An 18,688-nucleotide genomic window follows, 5' to 3' on the forward strand; every position below is an offset into this window, starting at 1 on the left:
CTTTCAGTGAATGACGTGGTGCAGACGACGGTCCCGGCGTGCCCGCACGCGTTCCCGGACCATGAGCCAGCCGAGCACTGCGCACTGCGCGATCGCCACGCCGCCGAAGACGATCGAGTCGAGCAGCTGGGCCGTGGGCACCCCGTCCCCCGTGAGCCGCCCGATGACGCCGGTGACGAACCGGTAGAGCACGGGAGCGCCGGCGAGCACGAACGTCGTGAGGCTGGCCGTGTAGCCGACGACGACGAGCCACGAGTACCAGCGCGCCACCTTGCGGTCGACCGGGTGCAGCGCCGACTCGTCCGTCTCCGGCTTCCCGAACAGCCGCCGGAACCTGTTGCGGACCATCAGGAGCGCGGCCCCGTGCAGGTCGACGCAGCCGAGCACCGTGCTCACGAGCACGTAGATGTCCGTGCGCAGGTAGAGGAAGAACTGCCAGATGACCCGGAGCAGCGCGGCGAACGCGACGGCCAGGAGGAACCGCCCGGGACCCGACAGCGTGCCGTCCGCGTGCCGGGTCAGGTCGGCGGCGATGGTGCACGCGGCGATCCCGAGGACGTCGGCCAGCAGCCCCGCGACGATCGGCAGGTAGCGCTGGCGGCGCGGCACCGCCACGAGCCCGTCGAGCGAGGTCTCCAGCACGATGAAGTAGAGCCGCCGCCCGATGCGCAGCCTCGACCTGACGCCGAGCCGGCGTCCCGCCAGCGCGTGAAAGGACTCGTGCAGGAAAAGAAGGGGAATCGCGGCGAGGAACAGTCCGACCTGGATGACCATGTAATAGTCGGAGAAGAAGATGTTGTGATAAGTCGGCCGCAGGTCCGCGTTGAACACCATCGCGAACAATCCCCAGACGGCCACACCCGCGTACACGAACCAGGCCACCGGCGAGAACAACGCGGCGCCGAGTCCACTGAAACGCACCGGCGCCGTCTCAGCGGCGACTTCACCGGATTTGCGAATGAGGTCGAGCTCGTCCAGTCCGGCGACGATGTCCTCGATGTCGACTTCTTCCCCGTATTCGCGCTCGAACCATTCGGCGGCCTCGCGCGGGGTGTCGCCGTCGACCAGCCTGCGCACGAGCGCGGCGCCCTCACCGGGGAAGATGCCGTACGAGTCGACGTCGGGGCGACCGATCGTCACCTCGGCGCCGTCTTCCAGGAACACCAGCGGATGCAATGGCACCGGCCGGTCCAGATCGATCTCGGTCACGACGTTCCTCCCCGGCGTCAGGCCGGATGCGCTGGGCCTCGGGAGCCCAGCGCATCCGCGTCGCGCCTTAGACCGGCTTGACGTTGTACTGCGAGCAGGCGGCCGCCGTGAGGCGAACCGGGCCCACCTTGCGAATGGTGATTCGCTTCATCTTGGCCTTGGTCTTCTCCATGAGTGCTCCTCCCTCCGATGTGCAACTGACATCGAGGAGTCTGCCCGCGCACTCCAAGAAAGCTCCAAGAGCGCTCCAAAATCGATTGGCCCTGCCTGAGCACTGAAAAACGAATGGGCAGTATTGCTCGAATCAGCGCCCGATGGCCGTCGCGCCACGAGCGATCAGGTTGTTGCCGCTGTACTGCTCGGTCACCGCGCGGAACGTGTACCTGGTGGCGTCGCCGTTCAGGTTCGGGGTCCAGCAGCGACGCTCACCCAGCTTGATGCGCTGGTTGCCGCCGGGCTCCTGGTCGCAGTTGAGTTCGCCGACCCAGGATCCGTTGTCATAGCGCTTGATCCAGCCCTGCGCCGTCTGATTCGCGCCCATGGTCGCGTAGTAGTACGGGAACGCGAAGTACAGGCTGCCTTCCTTGCAGAGGAAGATGGTGCCGACGCGCGTGCCGGTCGAGATGGATTTGATCGGCCCGGTGTCCACCACGGTCTGGATGCCCCTGTCGTTCTGGCAGTACGGGGCCTCCTGGATTCCCGCTGACGCCGGTGCCGCCAGGCCCAGCAGAGCCGCCCCCGCCACGGCGAGAGCCGCGGTCAGCTTCTTTCTGGAATCGCGAGGTCAGTGGATACCGGCAGCGTCAGGTCAGGCGAATGTCTTCGCCAGCACCGTGTTCACGTGCGCGGCGATCTCGTCGGCCGCCTCCTCCAGCGCGAAGTGACCGGTGTCGAGCAGCACGACCTCGGCGGAGGGCACGTCGCGGCGGTAGGCCTCGGCGCCGGGAGCGATGAAGAACGTGTCGTTGCGGCCCCAGATGGCGAGAACGTTCGGCTGCCGTTCGCGCAGCCACGCCTGCCAGGACGGGTAGCGGACGGGGTTGGTCTGGTAGTCCCACAGCAGGGACTTCATGTACTCGGCGCGGCCCGGCAGGTCGATGACGGCCTGGTCGGCCAGCGCCTGCTCCGGGTCGATGTGCTCGGGGTTCCTCGCGCCCGTGAGCCACTGGTGCCGCGTGCCCGCGAGGCTGACGACCCAGTCGACGGTGTCCTGGTGCTTGGCCTTGTCGCTCCACCAGCCGTTCAGCCCCTCGACGTCGGGGCCGAACCCTTCGACGTAGGCGTTGCCGTTCTGCGTGATCACGGCCTTCACGCGCTGGTCGTGCTCCAGAGCGATCCGGAAGCCCACCGGTGCGCCGAAGTCGAACATGTAGACCGCGTAGTCACCGATGCCGAGCAGGTCGATGACCTTGCCGGTGACCTCGGCCAGCCGGTCGAACGTCGGGCTCTCCGGCAGCGGGTCGGACGAGCCGAAGCCGGGGTAGTCGATCGCGACGGTGTGCCAGTCGGCGGCGAGGCGGTCGATCAACCGCACGTAGGCACGGGTGCTCGACGGGTAGCCGGGCAGCAGGACCAGGGTGGGCCTGCTCGCGTCACCGGCCTCGCGGACGAACACCTTCAGGCCGTCGACCTCGACGTGGTGGTGGCGGATCGCGGGCATGTCGTTCTCCTCGATTCGTTCTAATGGATAGAACGACCGTATACGCGTTAGGTTCGCCGCCGCAAGCGTCTACGGCGAGAATCTGCTAACGTCTCAACCGTTGCTTCAACCATTAGGAGAGGCGTGGCCACGACACTGTCCGAGTTCCAGTCGGCGGGCTTCCCCATGGGTGCCGAGCCGCTCGTCGCGCTCGACCTGGTGGACACTCAGGCGTTGTGCCTCGACCCGGTCAGGGACTTCCTCGCGGACGAGGCCGACCACGCGAAGTGGTGGGCGCTGCAGGCAGACCGGCTGCCCGCCGCACCGCCACCGGCGATGAGCGCGACCCGCCGGCTGCGTTCGGTGCTCCAGGACCTGTTCGACGCCCACCTGACCCGGCGCACGCCGGATCCAGCGCTGATCGCGGACCTCAACGCCGTCGCCGCCGCGGTACCCACCAGCCCCAGGCTCGACGGCTGGGGCAGCGAGGCACGAGCCGGGATCCGGTGGCACGACGACTACAACGGCCATCCGGCGCTGGCCGCGATCGCGGGAGAGGCGATCCGGCTGCTGGCCGACCCCGTGCAGCTGGAGAAGCTGCGCGCGTGCGGCAACCCGGCCTGCTCCATGGTGTTCCTGGCGGAGAACAAGCGCCGGGTCTGGTGCGCCGCCAACGTGTGCGGCAACCGGTCCCGGGTCGCGCGGCACTACGAGCGCACGCGCGCCTGATCCTTCGTGATCTGGTGCAACAGCTCGGCGAGCGGGCCGGGCATGGACAGGAACGGCGAGTGCGACGTCGGCAGGTGATGCACCACCGACGCGCGGGCGGCCAGCTCCTCCTGCACCGCGGGCGGCATCGTCTTGTCGTTGTCGCACACCAGATACGTGGACGGGATCGTGAGCCAGCCGGCGGCCCTGAGCCGGTCCGTGGCGACTCGGGCGCTCTGCGGTCGCAGCATCGCGACGGCACGCTCGGCCATCTCGGGATCGACGTCGCCGTAGAACTCGGCGAGGGCGTCGGCCGGCGGAGCGATCAGCTCCGTCTCGAACGGTGGCATGCCCGCCGCTTCACTGATCGACGTGCCCGCTTCGAGCATCCACGCCGCCAGGTAGACCAGGCGCGTCACGAAGGCCGAGCCCGCCGTCGCCTCGGTGACCGGGAAGCCGCCGTAGGAGTGCCCGACCACTGCGACCGGCCGGTCGATCTCGGCGATCGCGTGCCGGATGGCCTCCGCGTCCTCGTGCAGCCCGGCGGGCGAGCCCGAGCTGGGCAGGTCGACGGTGTGCGCGGTGCGGCCGAGGCGCCGCAGTTCCTCGATCACGAGCTCCCAGCACCACGAACCGTGCCACGCGCCGTGAACAAGAAGGATGTCAGGTAAGAGCATCAGTTCTCCCGCCAGGAAGCCGGAATCCTCTCACGGGCACGCCTCACGCCGAGCAAGACCTGGCTAAAATCGATCACGCTGGCGGAGCGGGTGCCGCCACCGCATCCTTGAGGAGACGCACATGCGGACGATCAGCCGGCTCGCCCTGATCGCGGCCGTCGTCGGCCTGTCGGCCGCCGCGTCACCGGCCGTCGCGGGCGCGACGCCGGGGCACGGGGTCAGCGCCGTCACGATCTTCGACCAGACGGTGGGCGACACCCAGTACGTGATCAGGGAGATCACCATCGCACCGGGCGGTGCCACGGGCTGGCACTACCACCCCGGCCCGGTGCGAGGCGTGGTCACCAAGGGCGTGCTGACCCACCACGACGCCGACTGCTCGGTGGACGGCGTGTACCGGCCGGGTCAGTTCATCAGCGAGCGCAGCGGCACCGGGTACGTCCACATCGGACGAAACCTCACGGACGCCCCGCTGGTGCTGACCGTGTTCTACGAGAACCCGGCAGGAGAGCCGTTGGCGGTCAGCACGCCGAACCCCGGCTGCTCCTTCGAGTAACGTCCCGGCGACGAGCGGCACTGACCCGATCGGGTCCCGGTCCACGGGGTACCGTGCCGTCGCATGAGTGCTCGGTTCCAGGAACTCGACTACCGCCAGACCCCGCTCGGTGAGCTCACCCTCCGCCGCCGGCTCGATCCCGGCAGCGGCAGGGAGATCCACGAGATCAAGCTCAACGACGAGTTCCTGATGTCCAGCCTCTTCGTCGTCGCCGAGGTCGAACTGGCCCACCTCGCACTCGCGGAACTGCCTGGGGACGACCTGAACGTGGTCGTGGGCGGCCTCGGACTCGGCTACACGGCGCAGACGGTGCTCGAAGACCCGCGGGTCGGCTCGCTGCTGGTCGTCGACGCCCTCAACGAGGTGATCGAATGGCATCAGCAGGGCCTCATCCCCGCCGGGAAGACGCTGGCGGCCGACGAGCGTTGCCGGCTCGTCCACGGTGACTTCTTCGAGCTGACCCGGTCCGGGCTGGGCTTCGACCCCACGGCGCCCGGCAGGCTGTTCGACGCCGTCGTCGTCGACATCGACCACTCGCCGCGTCACCTGCTGCACCCGTCCAACGCGGACTTCTACGAACCTGAAGGCGTGCGGCGGATCAGCGACCTGCTCAGTCCTGGCGGGGTGTTCGCGTTGTGGTCCAACGACCCGCCCGAGGACGAGTACGTCGCCACTCTCGCGACGGTCTTCACCGACGTGCGGGCCGAGGTCGTCAGCTTCCCCAACCCGATTCAGGGTCGCGACTCGACGAACACCGTCTACCTCGCGAAGCGCGGCTGACTGCGGCCATTCGCCCGATCTTCGCGAATCTTGGTTTGACCACAGCCGTTCGTGGGCATTGGACGGCTCATGATGGCGTCGTACTGGGAGACCGCCCGGACCGGTTTCCTGGCGTTCGTGGGCATCGGGTTGATGGTGCTCGTTCCGCTGGTGTTGCTGCACTACTTCCGGTTCCGGCGGGTGGAGCCGCGCAGGGCCTTCGTGCTGTACGGCCTGCTGGCCTACGGAGTCGTCGCGCTGGCGCTGATCTTCCTGCCGTTCCCGTCCGACGTGGCGAAGCTGTGCACGGGCGACCAGATGCTGTCCACGGTCCCGTTCCAGTGGGTCACCGACATGAACAACAACATGGCGGCGAACGGGCGTTCCGGCATCCTGGCGATGGTGCGGTCGCAGGCGTTCCTGCAGCAGCTGTTCAACGTGGCGTTGTTCGTCCCGCTGGGCATCGTGCTGCGCAAGGCGTACGGCAAGGGGCCGCTCGCCGTGATCGCCATCAGCATGGGGCTGTCGCTCGCGATCGAGGTCGTGCAGTACACCGGCAACCTCGGTTTCTACCCGTGCCCGTACCGGATCGCCGACATCGACGACCTGATCTCCAACACCTTCGGCGGCGTGCTGGGGTGGATGATGGCGCCGGCCGCGTTCGTCGTGCCCAAGGTGCCCTCGTCGGACGAGTCGGCCGCGCCGATCGACACCGTCACCGTGCCTCGCAGGCTGCTCGGACTGCTCTCCGAACTCGTGCTGGTGATCGTGATCGCGAAGCTCGTGCTGCACTCGGACCCGTTGTGGGCCGTCTGCGTGCTCGTGGCGTTCCGCGTGGTGCTGCCGGCCGCGGCGAACGGGATGACGATCGGCGGAATCCTGCTGCACTACCGGATCCGCTCCCAGGACGGGTCGCGTGCCAACCCTGCTCAGCTCGCGCTGCGCGAACTGCTCGGCCTCACCGGTTTCGTGGCGTACGCGACGGTCGTGTCCCCGCTGATCGACATCGGCTGGTGGGACCTGGGCGTCGTGGCGTTGTTCGTCGGCGGGGCGTTCGTCGTCCCGGTGTTCCGGCGGGACCAGCGCGGATGGCACGAGCACGCGGCCAGGACGGTGGACGTGTTCGCGGAACGGAAGACCGGGTACCCGGAGCCCCATGACGACGTACACGCACACAGCTGAGGCCGACATCCCGGCCGACACGCTGTTCGGTTTCCTGGCCGAGCCGCGCAACCTGCCCCGGTACTTCCCGCAGATGACCGCGGCCGAGCCCGAGGGCGGTGAGCAGGTGCACGTGGAGGCCGAGGTGCACGGCCACCATGTCGAGGGCGAGGCGTGGGTGCGTCCGGACGCCGGGCGGCGGACCCTGGAGTGGGGTGCCGAGGGTCCCGACGACTACCACGGCGAGCTCCAGGTCGAGGAGGTGGCGCCGGGGCGGTCGCGGATCACGGTGAGCCTGCACAGCGTGCGGGAGGCACAGGGCGACGAGGTGCAGCGCGGGCTGGAACAGACGGTCGCCGTGCTCACCCAGACCGCGGCCGCCGACGACCGTTCGCCGGGCTGACTCCTCAGAGCAGCTCCGCGAGGAGAGCGGCGGCACGGGCAGCGCCGTCCGACTCGACTGGGAGGTAGGCGGTCTCGCGCCCGATCTCCGCGGCGATGGCGGCGGCCAGCACGTCGCGGTCGGAGACCTCCTCGTAGGTCATGCACCGGCCCGCTCCGTAGCGTTCGAGCCGGTGCCGGACGTGGAAGTTCTGCTCGAAGTGGTGGCGCAGCGGGACGAAGAGGAACGGGCGCCGGGCGGCGGTCAGTTCCATGCACGTGGTCAGGCCGCCCTGCACCACCGCCAGGTCGCACGCGGCGAGATGCCGGGGCAGGTCCGGGAGATAGCCGCGGATCTCGACGCCGGGGTGGCCCGGCAGCGACGCCGGATCGATGCGGGGTCCGGTGACGACGAGGAACTTGAGTCCTGGCACCCGTTTCGCCGCAGCGGGCACGGCGTCCAGCACTCGCCGCAGCAGCGACTCCCCCACACCGGAGCCGCCTACCGTGACCACGCACAGCTTCTCGTCCTCGCGGACGCCGATCTGCCGTCGCAACGCGTGGCGCTCGCGTTCGTCGGGCGGGTCGAATCCCGTGACGTAGCCGGAGAAGTCGAAGTTCTGCTCCGTCCACTCGCGAATCGCGGGCAGGCCCTCGCCGAACGGCAGGGAGATCACGTCGTCCGGGTTGCCGACGAACACCGACCGGTCGCGCACGCGGCGCAGGCGGGCTCGTTGCTCGATCATGTCGAGGTTGTAGTCGGCGGTCAGGCGTTGCTCGCGGGCGCCGCCGTCGGGCATCGGGAGCCAGCCGACGAAGTCCGTCAGCCAGGCGAACGAGAACCGCTTGAGGGCGGGGTTCTCGTGCAGGAAGTAGTCGACGTCCCAGGCCTCGTCGCCGATCACCAGGTCGTACGGCTCGGCGTCGAGGACGTCGTTGAACACCATGAAGTTGTTGACCAGCACCGCGTCCAGCCGCCGGAACGCCTCGAACACGTGCAGGTCGTGCTCGCCGGCGTCGTCCTCGACGTGGGACGACTCGTTCGCCAGCCACGCGGACGCCGGGTGGACCCGCTCCCCCGCCGGTCCGAGCACCTCGGTGACCGGGTGCTGCGCGAGCCAGTCGATCTGCAGGCGCGGATGCAGTTTGCGCAGCTCGGACGCTATGGCGAGATCGCGCCGGGCGTGGCCGAGGCCGATCGGTGAGCTCAGGTACAGCGCTCGCGGCGGCCTGGTGATCGCCCTGGACGACCTGGTGCGCCGGGCCACGGGATGCACGCGCTCGACGAACTCCCTGATCAGCAGGTTGATCCGCACCGGATCGCGGGAGTGCACGCCGTGCCCGGAGTCGTCGAGCAGCACCAGCGAACCGCCCGTCAGCTCGGCGAGGCGTTCCCCGATGGCGTGCGGACGGATGCGGTCATCGGTTCCGTGGATCACCAGCACCGGGCACCGGACCTTGCGGCAGTCGTCCTCGATGGCGCCGGAACTGTTGCGGCCGATCGTCGTGTCGACCAGCGTGGCGGGCTCGACCTCGTGCGCCCACCGCACGGCGTCCTCGATCTGCTTGGTGGAGTGGGGTTCGGGGAACATCCGCGCGAAGAACCAGTCGGCGAAGTCGTCGTAGCCGCCGTTCAGCCAGTGGTGCCGGTTGTACTTGATGCCGTCCTCGGTCGACTCCCAGGCTGCTTTCTCCTGCGCCTGCGCACCGATGAGCGAGCCGCTGGCCGGGCCGATCACGACGATGCCGGTGACCCGGTCGGGGTGGTGCGCGGCCGCGAGCACCGACCAGGCGTCCCCGCGCGACAACGCGACGAGCACGGCCCGTTCGGTGTTCGTCGCGTCCAGGACGGCGATCGCGTCCGCCGCGAACTCGGAGTCCACATAGGACTCTCCGCCGGTCGGGCGGTCCGAGTCGCCGCACCCGCGTCCGTCGAAGGTGACCACCCGGAAGTGCCTTGCCAGGTAGGGAACCTGGGCCTTCCAGAACCTCGACGGCACGATCGACCACGTCGGCATCATCAGCACCGTCGGCCTGCCGGGGTTGTCGTAGACCCGGAACGCGAGCCGCACCCCGGCGCGCTCGGCGAACCCCGTCCGGTCTGCCTCGCGCACCGGGCGCGGCTCGGCTCTCACGGCCGGACTTCGAGGACCTGGTTGAACGGGGTCTGGGCCACTCCGGCGAACCGGGTGAACCCACCGGCCACCGCCACGTCGCGGATGCGCGCGGGCCCGGCCTGGGTGCCGAGCGCGAGACCGACGTCCTGCGACAGCGAGGCCGGCGTGCACAGCAGCGTGGAGAAGCCGTAGTAGGTGCGGCCAACGGGGTTGAGGTTGTCCTCGACGTGGTCGCCCGCCATCGGTTCGACGATCATCCACGTGCCGTCGGACGCCACCGCGTCCCTGACGTGCCGTGCCGCGCCGACCGGGTCGCCCATGTCGTGCAGGCAGTCGAACATGGTCACGAGGTCGTAGTCCCTGCCGCTGAACTCCTTCGCGGAGGCGACCTCGAACGTCACCCGGTCGCCGACTCCGGCGGCCGCCGCCCGTTCGCGGGCGATCTCGATCGACTCGGGGTGGTAGTCCGACCCGGTGAAGAACGACTTCGGGAACGCCTGTGCCATCAGGATCGTTGATGCGCCGTGGCCGCAGCCGACGTCGGCGACCCTCGCACCCGCCTGGAGTTTGGCGGTCACGCCGTCGAGCGCGGGCAGCCAGCCCTCGATCAGGTTCGCCGCGTAGTTCGGCCGGAAGAACCGCTCGCAGCCGAGATGCACGTCGGTGTTGTGCTCGTGCCAGCCGACCCCGGAGCCGCCGCGGGCCGCGTCCAGCACCCGTCCGGCGTCGTGCACGGTACCCAGCGCGATCTGGAACATGCCGGGCAGGAACGCGGGGCTGTCCTCGACCGTCAACGCCACCGCGTGCTCGATCGGCAGCGTGTAGCGGCTGGTAGCGGGGTCGTAGGTGACGTAGCCGCCGGCCGCCTGGGCGTTGAGCCACTCCCGCGCGTAGGGCTCGGCGGTGCCGGTGCGGTCGGCGAGTTCGGCGGGGCTGATCGGGTCGCCGGACGCCATCGCGCGGTAGTAGCCGAGCTTGTCGCCCATGACGACGAGCGCGGCGTTCAGCGTGGCGCCCACCTCGTCGACGGCGCGGAACACGAACTGCATGAGCTTGTCGGTGTCTACCTCGGGTCTTGTAGTCGTCATCTGCTCTTCCCTCCGGTGAGGGTCGGAACCTATGAGCGCCAACGGGACGGTCGCATCAGGTGCCCCACCTAGTCACCTAGGTCTGCTTACACTCCCCCGTGTGCTGATGGGACGCGAGTCCGAGCGTCGACAGGTCGAGCGGCTCGTCGCGAGCGCCCGGCTCGGGCACGGCGGCGTCCTGGCGATCACCGGTGAGCCCGGTGTCGGCAAGACCGCGTTGCTGCGGTTCGCCGCCGAGTGCGCCACGGGGATGACCGTCCTGCAGGCTGCCGGGAGCGAGCCGGAGCGGGAGATCCCGTTCGGCGCCCTGCACCAGGTGCTGCGGCCCGCGCTCGACCGTCTCGACGAGATCCCGGCTCCGCAGGCGCAGGCGTTGTCCGTCGCGCTCGCACTGAGTCCCGGGCCCGCGATCGACCGGTTCGCGGTCGGGGCCGCCACGCTGAGCCTGCTGTGCCGGTTCGCCGAGGAACGGCCGGTCGCGGTGCTGCTGGACGACCTGCACCTGGTCGACCGGCCGTCGGCGGACGCGCTGGCGTTCGCGGCGCGCAGGCTCGTGGCCGATCCGATCGTGCTGCTGGCCACCACGCGCTCCCCTGATCCCGGACTGCCCGCGCTGCCGTTGTCCGGCATCGATCTCGCCGCCGCGGGTGAGCTGGTGTCGAGCCGTTCCGGCACAGCCCTGTCGCCCGAGTTGATCGCGCGGCTGCATCGCGCGACGGCCGGGAACCCGCTCGCGTTGATCGAACTGGCCGCGCACCGGCTGGAGCACGTCTCTCCCGAGGCGCCGCTGCCGGTGTCGGCGGCGCTGGCCCACGAGTTCGCGGCGCAGGCCCGGTCACTCGGCGAGGACGGGCGGGCGGCGGTGACCGTCGCCGCGGTGGCGGGCAACGACCTGCGGGTGGTCGCGAATGCGTGCCGGTTGCTCGGTGTCACCGTCGGTTCGCTGGCCGAGGCCGAGAGCGCCGGGCTGGTCCGGCTCACCGACGGCCGGGTCGAGTTCCGTCATCCGCTGATCCGGTCCGCCGTGTACGGGGACTGCGATCCGCAGCGACGCCGGTCGATCCACCGCGCGGTGGCCGAGGCCATCGGGCCGCACGACGCCGATCGGCACGCCTGGCACCTGGCCGAGGCCTCCGTCGGACCGGACGCGGGCGTCGCCGATCTTCTCGAACGGGCGGCGGAGCGGGCCCACGAACGCGGTGCGCACGACGTGGCGGCTGCCGCGTACGAACGGGCCGCGCGGCTGAGCCCGGACGTCGAACGGCACGCCCTGCTGTGCGTGACGGCGGCGGAGTCGGCGTGGCTCGCCGGCACCACGCCGCGCGCCGTCGCGCTGCTCGACGAGAGCGGGTCGAACGGGCCGAGGGCCTGGGAACTGCGCGGAGCGATCGCGGCGCGCACCGGTTCGCTGACCGAGGCTCGCGACCTGTGCTGGACCGCTGCCCGTCAGTCCGGTGACTCGGACGAAGGTGTCGTGTTCCTGGCCGACGCCGTGAACGCCTGCTTCTACCTCGGCGACACCACGTCCGCGATCGAACTGGCCCACGAGATCGAGGCGCTGCTCGAGCAGGTCACGACGCCGCGGGCACTCGGGCTGGGCCGGATGGCGGCGGGCGTGGCCCGGATTCTCGCCAACCGGGGCGGCGCCGACCAGATCCGTTCCGCTGTCGGCCTGCTGGCCGCCTCGCAGGAGTGGCGGGACGACCGGCGCAGGCTGTGGTGGCTGATGATCGGGCCGTTGTTCCTGCGGGACACCGATTCCGGCGCCGAACTCAGGCGCATCGTCGGACGGGCACGCACGGAGGCGGCCGTGGGAACCCTGCCGTCGTTGCTGTTCCACGTCGCGAGGGACGAGGCGACCACCAACCAGTGGGTGCGGGCCGAAGCCACCTACGACGAGGCGACCCGGCTGGCACGGGAGACCGGGCAGGAGACCGATCTCGCGATGTGCCTGGCGGGCCTGGCGTGGCTGCGGGCACGACTGGGTGACGAAGCTCGGTGCCGTGCGCTCGTCGCGGAGGCGTTGCCCCTCTGCCGCTCCCGGGACATCCACATCGGACGTGTCTGGTCGCTGTTCGCGTTGGGAGAGCTGGAACTGGGGCTCGGCGATCCGCAGAAGGCGTTGACACACCTGGAAGAACTCGCGGCCCTCCTCGCCGACCTCAAGCTCACCGACCCCGACCTGTCGCCCGCGCCCGAACGCGCCGACGCGTTGGTGCGGCTGGGCAGGCACGAGGACGCCTGGCAGGTCGCCCGGCGCTACCGTGCCGAAGCCGCCGCGAAGGGCCAGCCGTGGGCCATGGGACGGGCCGAGCGGACGATCGGCATGCTCAGCCCCGACTTCGACACCCACTTCGAGGCGTCTTTGCGTTACCACGAAAGGACTTTGGACGACTTCGAGACCGCGCGCACCCGCCTCGCCTACGGTGCCCGCCTGCGCCGTGCCCGGCGTCGAGTGGACGCCCGGCCGCACCTGCACGCCGCGCTGGAGACGTTCGAGAACCTGCGCGCGGCCCGGTGGGCGGATCTCGCCGCGGTCGAACTCGGCGCGACGGGCGAGACGATCAAACGTCGCGCACCCGGCGAAACCCTCACCCCGCAGGAGTTGCAGGTGTCACTCCTGCTCGCGGAGGGCAAGACCACCCGCGAGGTCGCCGCCGCGTTGTTCCTGAGCCCCAAGACCATCGAGTACCACCTGCGCAAGGTCTACACGAAGCTCGGCATCCGCTCACGCGCCGAGTTGGCCGGCCGTCTGCCCTGACGCCCACGCGAACCCGTCCGGGTCGACGAACTGACCGGGACCGCTCATCACGATCCGGTGCGAGCCGGAGCCCTCCGGCGACACCCCGGCGTCCTTCGCGAGGGCACGCCGCCGGTACAGCCCCAGCTTCACGGCGCCGGACGAGGCGAACTGGACGTACATGCGGCCGAAGCTCTTCTCGACGGTGAAGCCCTGGTCGAGGTAGCACTGCTTGCTCGCGACGATGTCGGTGGCGCCGAGCAGGAGCACCACGTCCTCGATCTCGCCGGTGGCGGGGCCGGTGTTCTTCTTGGCCGAGGTCGCGACCTTCCAGATGGTGCCGTCCGGAGCCTGCACGACTCCGCCGTAGCCCCACATCGACTTCGCGGCGGGCTTGAGCACGGTCGCGCCGGCGTCGATCGCGCCGCCGATCAACACGTCGACGTCGGCGGGCTGTGCCACCGTGAGGGACAGGGTGAAGCCGCGGAAGCCGGTGGCCGGTTCCTGGCTCTCCCGCAGGCGCAGCCGGGAGCCGAGCCCGAAAGCGTTGGCGTAGAAGCGTTCGGCGGCCGCGAGGCCGGCCACTTCGAGGGTGATCGCGTCGAATGAGGTCATGCCGGAAACGCTAGGCGTCACCCCGTGCCCGTTGCTTCTCGATTCCTGACCGCCTGCGCAGCACCACCACCGCCACGACGACGACCACGGCGGCAGCCGCGATCGTGCTCCCCGTGCCGATGAGCTTCTCGATCCGCCGGGCGGTCTCCCCCGCCGCCGCGCCGAGGCCGATGTGCAGCGCGCACCACCCCGTGGCACCGAGGAGAACGGCGGGCAGGAAGGTCCGGTACGGCAGCCCGGCCGCTCCGGCCGCGGCGGGCAGCAGGGTGCGCAGCACCGGGAGGAAGATCGCGATCAGCACCGCGACCGCTCCCCGTCGGCGCAGGAAGTCGGTGGCACGGTCCCAATGCCGCGCGCCGTGCCTCCGCACGATCCGCGTCTCGCGCAGCCGGGCACCGTACCGCCTGCCGATCAGGAACCCGACCGAGTCGCCTCCGACCGCGCACACCGTGGTCACCAGCCACATCACCACGAACGCGGACGGGCTGGTGGCGGTCGTGCCGAGCACGAACAGACCGGTCTCGCCGGGAGCGATGAACCCCAGGCCGAGCGTGCACTCGCCGAAGACGAGCAGTCCGGCGGCGACGACCACCCAGGCCGGCGGCAGCTGCGCGAGCCAGTCGAGGAACGCGGTCACGGGACGAGCCTCGCGTCCGGGTGGGCGGGAGAGTCGCCGTCGAACAGGGTCGTGTGCTGGCCGCGCAGGTGCAGGCCGAAGAACGCGGCGAGGTAGCCGCGACTGGCGAGGTCCTCGACCAGCGTGGTGCCGAACGAACGGGACTGGCCGCGCCCCGGCGAGTAGACGATCACGGGGCGGCGGCCGGGAAGTGCGTGCGCGGCGGTCTTCGCGTGGGTCCGGGTGCCCGCGAAGTCGGCGACGCCGGGGGCGAGCCCGACCGAGGGACCGGAGGTCTGGTCGTAGAACGCCGCGATCCCCGCGCTGAGGTGGCGGGACGGGGCCGTGAGCGCGGGCATCGCCGGGTACCACAGGGAGATCATCAGTTCCCGTGACCGGCCGGGCGCCCACGGGTCGGCCCGTGAGTGATCGACGAGGTGCAGTTCGGTGGTGCCCACGGGGAACGGCCCGGACGGCTTCGGCAGGGCGAGCGCGACCGGCTCGGCCACCGCGGGAGCGGCCAGCGCCGCGGTCAGCCCCACCGCCGCGACGACGGCCTTGTACCTGGTTCTCATGTGGCCAGCCTGTCGATCACCACCATCGACCGGCATCTGCCGAAGGCCGTCGGGAGGACTGGCCGAAAGGCATAGATCAACCCTGACCGACGAGGCCCGCCTCGAACGCGATGATCGCCGCCCGCACCCGGTTCGGCACCTCCAGCCGCCGCAGGATGGAGCCGACGAACACCTTCACCGTGCCCTCCACCACGTGCAACCGACGGCCGATCTCGGCGTTCGGCAGGCCGGCACCGACCAGCGCGAGCACCTCCCGTTCGCGATCGGTGAGCCTCGCGACCAGCTCTCGCGCACGGGCCGCGCCGGTCTCCCGTTCGCCGCCCAGCCGCCGGATCGCCCAGTGCGCGATCTTCGGCGACAGGTACGCCGCCCCCTCCGCCACGGCCCTGATGCCCGCGAAGAGTTCCCTCGGATCGCCTGACTTGAGCAGGAAACCGCTGGCGCCGCCGTCGAACGCGCGCGCGATGTGCTCGTCCTCGGAGAACGTCGTCAGCATGATCACTCCGGTGCCCGGGACGGTGCGGCGGATCTCGGCCGCCGCGGCGAGCCCGTCCATGCCCGGCATCATGATGTCGAGCAGCACGACGTCCGGCCGGTGCGCCTGAGCGAGTTCCACGGCCGCGCGTCCGTCGGCCGCCTCGCCGACCACCTCGAACTCCGGGTCGGCACCGAGCACGGCCCGGACACCGGCTCTGGTCAGCGGTTCGTCGTCGGCGAGCAGCACCCTGATCACCTCGGCACCTCCGCCGAGATGGCGCCGCGCGGCACGGTCTCCTTGAGCACCAACCGGTCCGCGACGAAGCACAGGCGGAAGAACAACCGGTCGTCGGTCTGCACGCGCGACCAGTGGTAGCGGCAGTCGGCGCCTTGGGGCGGGTCGGACAGCATGCGTTCGGAGTCCCCCAGGATCTGGAACGGTGGCAGCACGGCCTCGACGTCCGCGCGCGGCGCGCCGAGCTGGATCTGGTCGAACACCGCGGGGTCGAGGCTGTTGTTCGCGCCGACCGCCGCGTAGAGCGCCATCGCGAGCACGGCGACCGAGATGCCGATCAGGAGCGGTTTCCTGGCCACGCTGACGAGGTTTCGGCGAGCCGGCGCGGTGACGGTCGCCGGTCGCGCGTCGTGCGGCAGCTCCGCCACCAGCGCGAACCCGCCTTCGCGCGGCTCCGCGGTGAGCGTGCCGCCCAGCAGCCTGGCGTGTTCGGTCAACCCTGCCAGCCCGGAACCTCCGCTCGCCGCAACGGGTTTCCTGGTCGCCGGTCCATTCGCGACAGTGACGGTCGTGCTGTTGTACGAGCGTTCGACCCGCACGCTGACCGGTGCTCCTGGCGCGTGCTTGGCGGCGTTGGTCAGTCCTTCCTGGACTATCCGGCACACGGCGCGTTCGACGGCTTCCGGTGAGGGCTCAGCCGGGGTCCAGGTGACGTTCATGCCCGCGGCTGCCGCGCGTGCGACCAGTTCGCCGACGCCGGTCCGTTCGTCGCGCGGTCCCAGCAGGCCGATGATCTCCTGGAGCCGCTCGGTCGCCGCTGCGACCCCCGCCCGCAGTTCGCCGGCCGCGACCTGATGCCGTTCGGCGAGGTCCGGGGCCACTTCGAGAGCCGCGGCGCGCAAGGCGATGAGTCCCCACTCGTGACCGAGCGAGTCGTGCATCTCGCGGGCGATCCGGGCCCGCTCCAGCAACGCGGCCCGCTCCTGCCCCGCCGCCACGAGTTCGGCGCGCGACCGGAGGTAGCGGCCCGCGAGCCACGGTCCCAGCACCACGACCAGCACGATCAGCACCAGCAGGAACCAGTCGTAGACCCCGAACAGCACGCCGAACCCGCCGCGCGCCGATCCGTCCGCCAGCACGCTGACCGGCAGCCCGGCGAGCAGCACGGCCGCCAGTGGCACCAGCACCGGCTCCGGCACCCACCGTCCGGCGCGGAACCCGAAGACCCCGGCGGCGAGGAACGGCCAGACCCACGGCAGGTTCGTCACGGTCGGCGCCAGCACCAGCGCGGGGAGCGCCGCGGCGGTGACGAGCGCGCACAACGTCCACACCGGAAACCTGCGGAAGAGCACCACCGCGGCGGTCAGCAGGACCAGACCGGCGGCCAACTCGGCGGGATCACCCCACGCTCCCGGCACCAGCGGCACCGCCAGGACCGCCCACAACGCGGCTTCCTGCCACCGCAGCCCCCAGCCGCCCCTCATCGGTTCATCGTAGAAGACGGCCGTTGTGACCCAGGGCACCGAACGCTCCCCAAGCAAGCGGGGTAGAGTCCACTTCCGAAAAGCGGGGTGTAGTCCGCTTAACTCCAGATGATCTCGGCAAAGGACTTCAGGGACATGACGCACATCGGAATCATCATCGGCAGCACCCGTCCCGGACGGAACGGCGAGCAGGTCGCCAGGTGGGTCCTCGAGCACGCGGAGCGGCGCGACGACGCGACGTTCGAACTGGTCGACCTCAAGGACTTCCCGCTGCCCCACCTCGACGAGCCGATGCCCCCGATCATGGGCCAGTACCAGCACGACCACACCAAGGCGTGGTCGGCGAAGATCGCGGGCTTCGACGGGTTCGTCATGGTCACGCCCGAGTACAACCACTCGACGTCCGGCGTCCTCAAGAACGCGATCGACTACCTGTTCGCCGAGTGGAACAACAAGGCGGTCGGCTTCGTCTCCTACGGCGGCGTCGGCGGCGCCAGGGCCGTGGAGCACCTCCGTCTGGTCGCGGGCGAGCTCAAGCTGGCCGACGTGCGCACCAGCGTGTCGCTGTCGATGTTCACCGAGTTCACGAACTTCACCGAGTTCCACCCGTCCGAGTTCCAGGCGGCTACGCTGTCCACGATGTTCGACGAGCTCGTGGCCTGGAGCAGCGCGCTCGCCCCCCTGCGCGACCGTCAGCTCGCCGCGCAGGCATGACGTTCCGCGGTCACGGAAGCAGGCGCGGCACGACCCGCACGTAGATGACCATGCCGATCACCTCGACCAATGTCTGCGTCACCACGACGACGGCGGCGAGATCGGACCACGACAACGCCAGCGGCAGCACGACCAGCGAGTTGCGCGTCGCCCCGGTGAACACGATGGCACGCCCGGACGCCACGCCGAGGCGGAACAACCGCGCGACAGCCACCCCGGCGAACGCCATGACCAGCAGAAACGCCACGTAGAACGGCACCACGCCGAGCACCGGCCGGAGGTCGCCGAGCTTCGGCACCTGCGACGCCACCACGGCGAACAGGGTCACGGCCATCAACGGCACCATCGTCGTGCTGATCGCGCCGACCCGCTCCCCCGCCCAGGTCTGGGTGAGCCAGGCCAGCGCCAGCGGAATCGCGATCAGCACGACGAACGCCTCGACGAACGGCCCTGGCTCGACCACGGCCAGGTCAGAGCCGAGGAACAGCAGCAGATAACCGGGCAGCAGCACCATCTGCGCGAGCAGCAGCAGTGGTGTGGCGGCGAGCAGGCGCCGGCTGTCACCACCGGCCAGGCCGCTGAACACGATCACGTAGTCGACGCACGGCGCGAGCAGCACCAACAGCACGCCCAGCCTGATCGCCTGGTCGGCGGGCAGGAACGTGAAGAACGCGGCGACCACCAACGGCACCACCGCGAAGTTCACGACGAGCGCGGCACCGAGGAACCGGCCCGCGCGCGGCGAACGCCCGAGTTGCGTCACGGGCACCTGCAGGAACGTCACGTACAGCAGCGCCGCCAGCACCGGGTTGATGGCGTGTTCGAGCGACGGGCCCGCGCCGGGAGCCGCCCAGCCGGCCACCCCACCCGCGGCCAGGGCGCCGAGGTAGACGGCGACCTGGTGACGTTCCATCCCCGCGACGAACCCCGGCAAAGC

Annotated in this window: 19 protein-coding genes; 7 read left to right on the forward strand and 12 right to left on the reverse strand. The window is 70.3% G+C overall.

The genetic code is table 11. From position 1 onward, the window contains the following. Positions 1-3: 3 nt before the first annotated feature. The 3 genes from SK854_RS08355 to SK854_RS08365 all read right to left on the reverse strand — a co-directional run bounded on the left by SK854_RS08355 (position 4) and on the right by SK854_RS08365 (position 2,869). Positions 4-1,209, reverse strand: coding sequence for a hypothetical protein (locus SK854_RS08355; RefSeq protein ID WP_319974422.1), 1,206 nt, complete (start codon positions 1,207-1,209; stop codon positions 4-6). Between the two features lie 304 nt (positions 1,210-1,513). After that, positions 1,514-1,954, reverse strand: a complete 441-nt coding sequence (locus SK854_RS08360) for a hypothetical protein (RefSeq protein WP_319974423.1) — start codon at positions 1,952-1,954, stop codon at positions 1,514-1,516. Positions 1,955-2,017: 63 nt separating this feature from the next. Next, positions 2,018-2,869 carry an alpha/beta fold hydrolase gene (locus SK854_RS08365; RefSeq protein WP_319974424.1) on the reverse strand — a complete coding sequence of 284 codons (852 nt, stop codon included), beginning with the start codon at positions 2,867-2,869 and terminating at the stop codon, positions 2,018-2,020. Between the two features lie 123 nt (positions 2,870-2,992). On the opposite strand from SK854_RS08365, the gene SK854_RS08370 reads away from it, so the two are divergent. Beyond that, on the forward strand, positions 2,993-3,577 hold the full coding sequence (locus tag SK854_RS08370; protein WP_319974425.1) for a CGNR zinc finger domain-containing protein: 585 nt from the start codon (positions 2,993-2,995) through the stop codon (positions 3,575-3,577). On the opposite strand, the gene SK854_RS08375 is transcribed toward SK854_RS08370, so the two are convergent. Continuing rightward, positions 3,556-4,233: an alpha/beta fold hydrolase gene (locus tag SK854_RS08375; RefSeq protein ID WP_319974426.1), complete on the reverse strand. Its 678-nt coding sequence runs from the start codon at positions 4,231-4,233 to the stop codon at positions 3,556-3,558. The genes SK854_RS08370 and SK854_RS08375 overlap by 22 nt on opposite strands. Positions 4,234-4,354: 121 nt before the next feature. Between SK854_RS08375 and SK854_RS08380 the strand changes: the two genes are divergently transcribed. The 4 genes from SK854_RS08380 (at position 4,355) to SK854_RS08395 (ending at position 7,112) form a co-directional block, all read left to right on the forward strand. Continuing rightward, positions 4,355-4,789 (forward strand): cupin domain-containing protein, encoded by a 435-nt coding sequence (locus SK854_RS08380; RefSeq protein WP_319974427.1) that lies wholly within the window; start codon positions 4,355-4,357, stop codon positions 4,787-4,789. Between the two features lie 63 nt (positions 4,790-4,852). After that, a complete protein-coding gene (locus SK854_RS08385) occupies positions 4,853-5,569 on the forward strand; it encodes a spermine/spermidine synthase domain-containing protein (protein ID WP_319974428.1) in 717 nt (238 codons plus the stop codon). Positions 5,570-5,638: 69 nt separating this feature from the next. Further along, on the forward strand, positions 5,639-6,730 hold the full coding sequence (locus SK854_RS08390) for a VanZ family protein (protein ID WP_319974429.1): 1,092 nt from the start codon (positions 5,639-5,641) through the stop codon (positions 6,728-6,730). Next, positions 6,705-7,112 carry an SRPBCC family protein gene (locus tag SK854_RS08395; RefSeq protein WP_319974430.1) on the forward strand — a complete coding sequence of 136 codons (408 nt, stop codon included), beginning with the start codon at positions 6,705-6,707 and terminating at the stop codon, positions 7,110-7,112. Before SK854_RS08390 ends, SK854_RS08395 begins: the two co-directional genes overlap by 26 nt. A gap of 4 nt (positions 7,113-7,116) precedes the next feature. Here the strand turns inward: SK854_RS08395 and SK854_RS08400 are convergent, their stop codons facing one another. Together SK854_RS08400 and SK854_RS08405 are read right to left on the reverse strand one after the other, a co-directional pair. After that, positions 7,117-9,225, reverse strand: a complete 2,109-nt coding sequence (locus SK854_RS08400) for an alpha/beta hydrolase (RefSeq protein ID WP_319974431.1) — start codon at positions 9,223-9,225, stop codon at positions 7,117-7,119. After that, positions 9,222-10,295 carry a class I SAM-dependent methyltransferase gene (locus SK854_RS08405; protein ID WP_319974432.1) on the reverse strand — a complete coding sequence of 358 codons (1,074 nt, stop codon included), beginning with the start codon at positions 10,293-10,295 and terminating at the stop codon, positions 9,222-9,224. Before SK854_RS08405 ends, SK854_RS08400 begins: the two co-directional genes overlap by 4 nt. 106 nt (positions 10,296-10,401) lie before the next feature. Here SK854_RS08405 and SK854_RS08410 point away from each other — a divergent pair, with 106 nt between their 5' ends. Next, the gene (locus SK854_RS08410) at positions 10,402-13,056 is read left to right on the forward strand and encodes an ATP-binding protein (RefSeq protein ID WP_319974900.1); all 2,655 of its coding nucleotides are present in this window, start codon (positions 10,402-10,404) and stop codon (positions 13,054-13,056) included. Here the strand turns inward: SK854_RS08410 and SK854_RS08415 are convergent. The 5 genes from SK854_RS08415 to SK854_RS08435 all read right to left on the reverse strand — a co-directional run bounded on the left by SK854_RS08415 (position 13,024) and on the right by SK854_RS08435 (position 17,037). After that, a complete protein-coding gene (locus SK854_RS08415) occupies positions 13,024-13,650 on the reverse strand; it encodes a glyoxalase (protein WP_319974433.1) in 627 nt (208 codons plus the stop codon). The two genes, SK854_RS08410 and SK854_RS08415, sit on opposite strands and share 33 nt — an antisense overlap. Positions 13,651-13,660: 10 nt before the next feature. After that, complete coding sequence (locus SK854_RS08420) at positions 13,661-14,287, reverse strand: DedA family protein (RefSeq protein ID WP_319974434.1); 627 nt, start codon at positions 14,285-14,287, stop codon at positions 13,661-13,663. Then, a complete protein-coding gene (locus SK854_RS08425; RefSeq protein WP_319974435.1) occupies positions 14,284-14,841 on the reverse strand; it encodes an alpha/beta hydrolase in 558 nt (185 codons plus the stop codon). Before SK854_RS08425 ends, SK854_RS08420 begins: the two co-directional genes overlap by 4 nt. 76 nt (positions 14,842-14,917) lie before the next feature. After that, positions 14,918-15,574, reverse strand: coding sequence for a response regulator transcription factor (locus SK854_RS08430; RefSeq protein WP_319974436.1), 657 nt, complete (start codon positions 15,572-15,574; stop codon positions 14,918-14,920). Then, the gene (locus SK854_RS08435; protein WP_319974437.1) at positions 15,571-17,037 is read right to left on the reverse strand and encodes a sensor histidine kinase; all 1,467 of its coding nucleotides are present in this window, start codon (positions 17,035-17,037) and stop codon (positions 15,571-15,573) included. The genes SK854_RS08430 and SK854_RS08435 overlap by 4 nt, the downstream gene beginning before the upstream one ends. Before the next feature lie 135 nt (positions 17,038-17,172). Here SK854_RS08435 and SK854_RS08440 point away from each other — a divergent pair, with 135 nt between their 5' ends. Continuing rightward, positions 17,173-17,751 (forward strand): NADPH-dependent FMN reductase, encoded by a 579-nt coding sequence (locus tag SK854_RS08440; RefSeq protein ID WP_319974438.1) that lies wholly within the window; start codon positions 17,173-17,175, stop codon positions 17,749-17,751. Between the two features lie 10 nt (positions 17,752-17,761). On the opposite strand, the gene SK854_RS08445 is transcribed toward SK854_RS08440, so the two are convergent. After that, complete coding sequence (locus SK854_RS08445; RefSeq protein ID WP_319974439.1) at positions 17,762-18,664, reverse strand: arsenic resistance protein; 903 nt, start codon at positions 18,662-18,664, stop codon at positions 17,762-17,764. Positions 18,665-18,688: the final 24 nt, after the last annotated feature.

Source organism: Lentzea sokolovensis (assembly GCF_033949975.1).
Lineage (GTDB): Bacteria > Actinomycetota > Actinomycetes > Mycobacteriales > Pseudonocardiaceae > Lentzea > Lentzea sokolovensis.

Bases quoted from the DNA above. Each gene is read 5' to 3' on its own strand.
- SK854_RS08365 (WP_319974424.1), bottom strand. From the start codon at position 2,869: ATGCCCGCGATCCGCCACCACCACGTCGAGGTCGACGGCCTGAAGGTG.
- SK854_RS08375 (WP_319974426.1), bottom strand. From the start codon at position 4,233: ATGCTCTTACCTGACATCCTTCTTGTTCACGGCGCGTGGCACGGTTCG.
- SK854_RS08380 (WP_319974427.1), top strand. From the start codon at position 4,355: ATGCGGACGATCAGCCGGCTCGCCCTGATCGCGGCCGTCGTCGGCCTG.
- SK854_RS08385 (WP_319974428.1), top strand. From the start codon at position 4,853: ATGAGTGCTCGGTTCCAGGAACTCGACTACCGCCAGACCCCGCTCGGT.
- SK854_RS08390 (WP_319974429.1), top strand. From the start codon at position 5,639: ATGATGGCGTCGTACTGGGAGACCGCCCGGACCGGTTTCCTGGCGTTC.
- SK854_RS08395 (WP_319974430.1), top strand. From the start codon at position 6,705: ATGACGACGTACACGCACACAGCTGAGGCCGACATCCCGGCCGACACG.
- SK854_RS08405 (WP_319974432.1), bottom strand. From the start codon at position 10,295: ATGACGACTACAAGACCCGAGGTAGACACCGACAAGCTCATGCAGTTC.
- SK854_RS08410 (WP_319974900.1), top strand. From the start codon at position 10,402: ATGGGACGCGAGTCCGAGCGTCGACAGGTCGAGCGGCTCGTCGCGAGC.
- SK854_RS08415 (WP_319974433.1), bottom strand. From the start codon at position 13,650: ATGACCTCATTCGACGCGATCACCCTCGAAGTGGCCGGCCTCGCGGCC.
- SK854_RS08425 (WP_319974435.1), bottom strand. From the start codon at position 14,841: ATGAGAACCAGGTACAAGGCCGTCGTCGCGGCGGTGGGGCTGACCGCG.
- SK854_RS08435 (WP_319974437.1), bottom strand. From the start codon at position 17,037: ATGAGGGGCGGCTGGGGGCTGCGGTGGCAGGAAGCCGCGTTGTGGGCG.
- SK854_RS08440 (WP_319974438.1), top strand. From the start codon at position 17,173: ATGACGCACATCGGAATCATCATCGGCAGCACCCGTCCCGGACGGAAC.
- SK854_RS08445 (WP_319974439.1), bottom strand. From the start codon at position 18,664: ATGGAACGTCACCAGGTCGCCGTCTACCTCGGCGCCCTGGCCGCGGGT.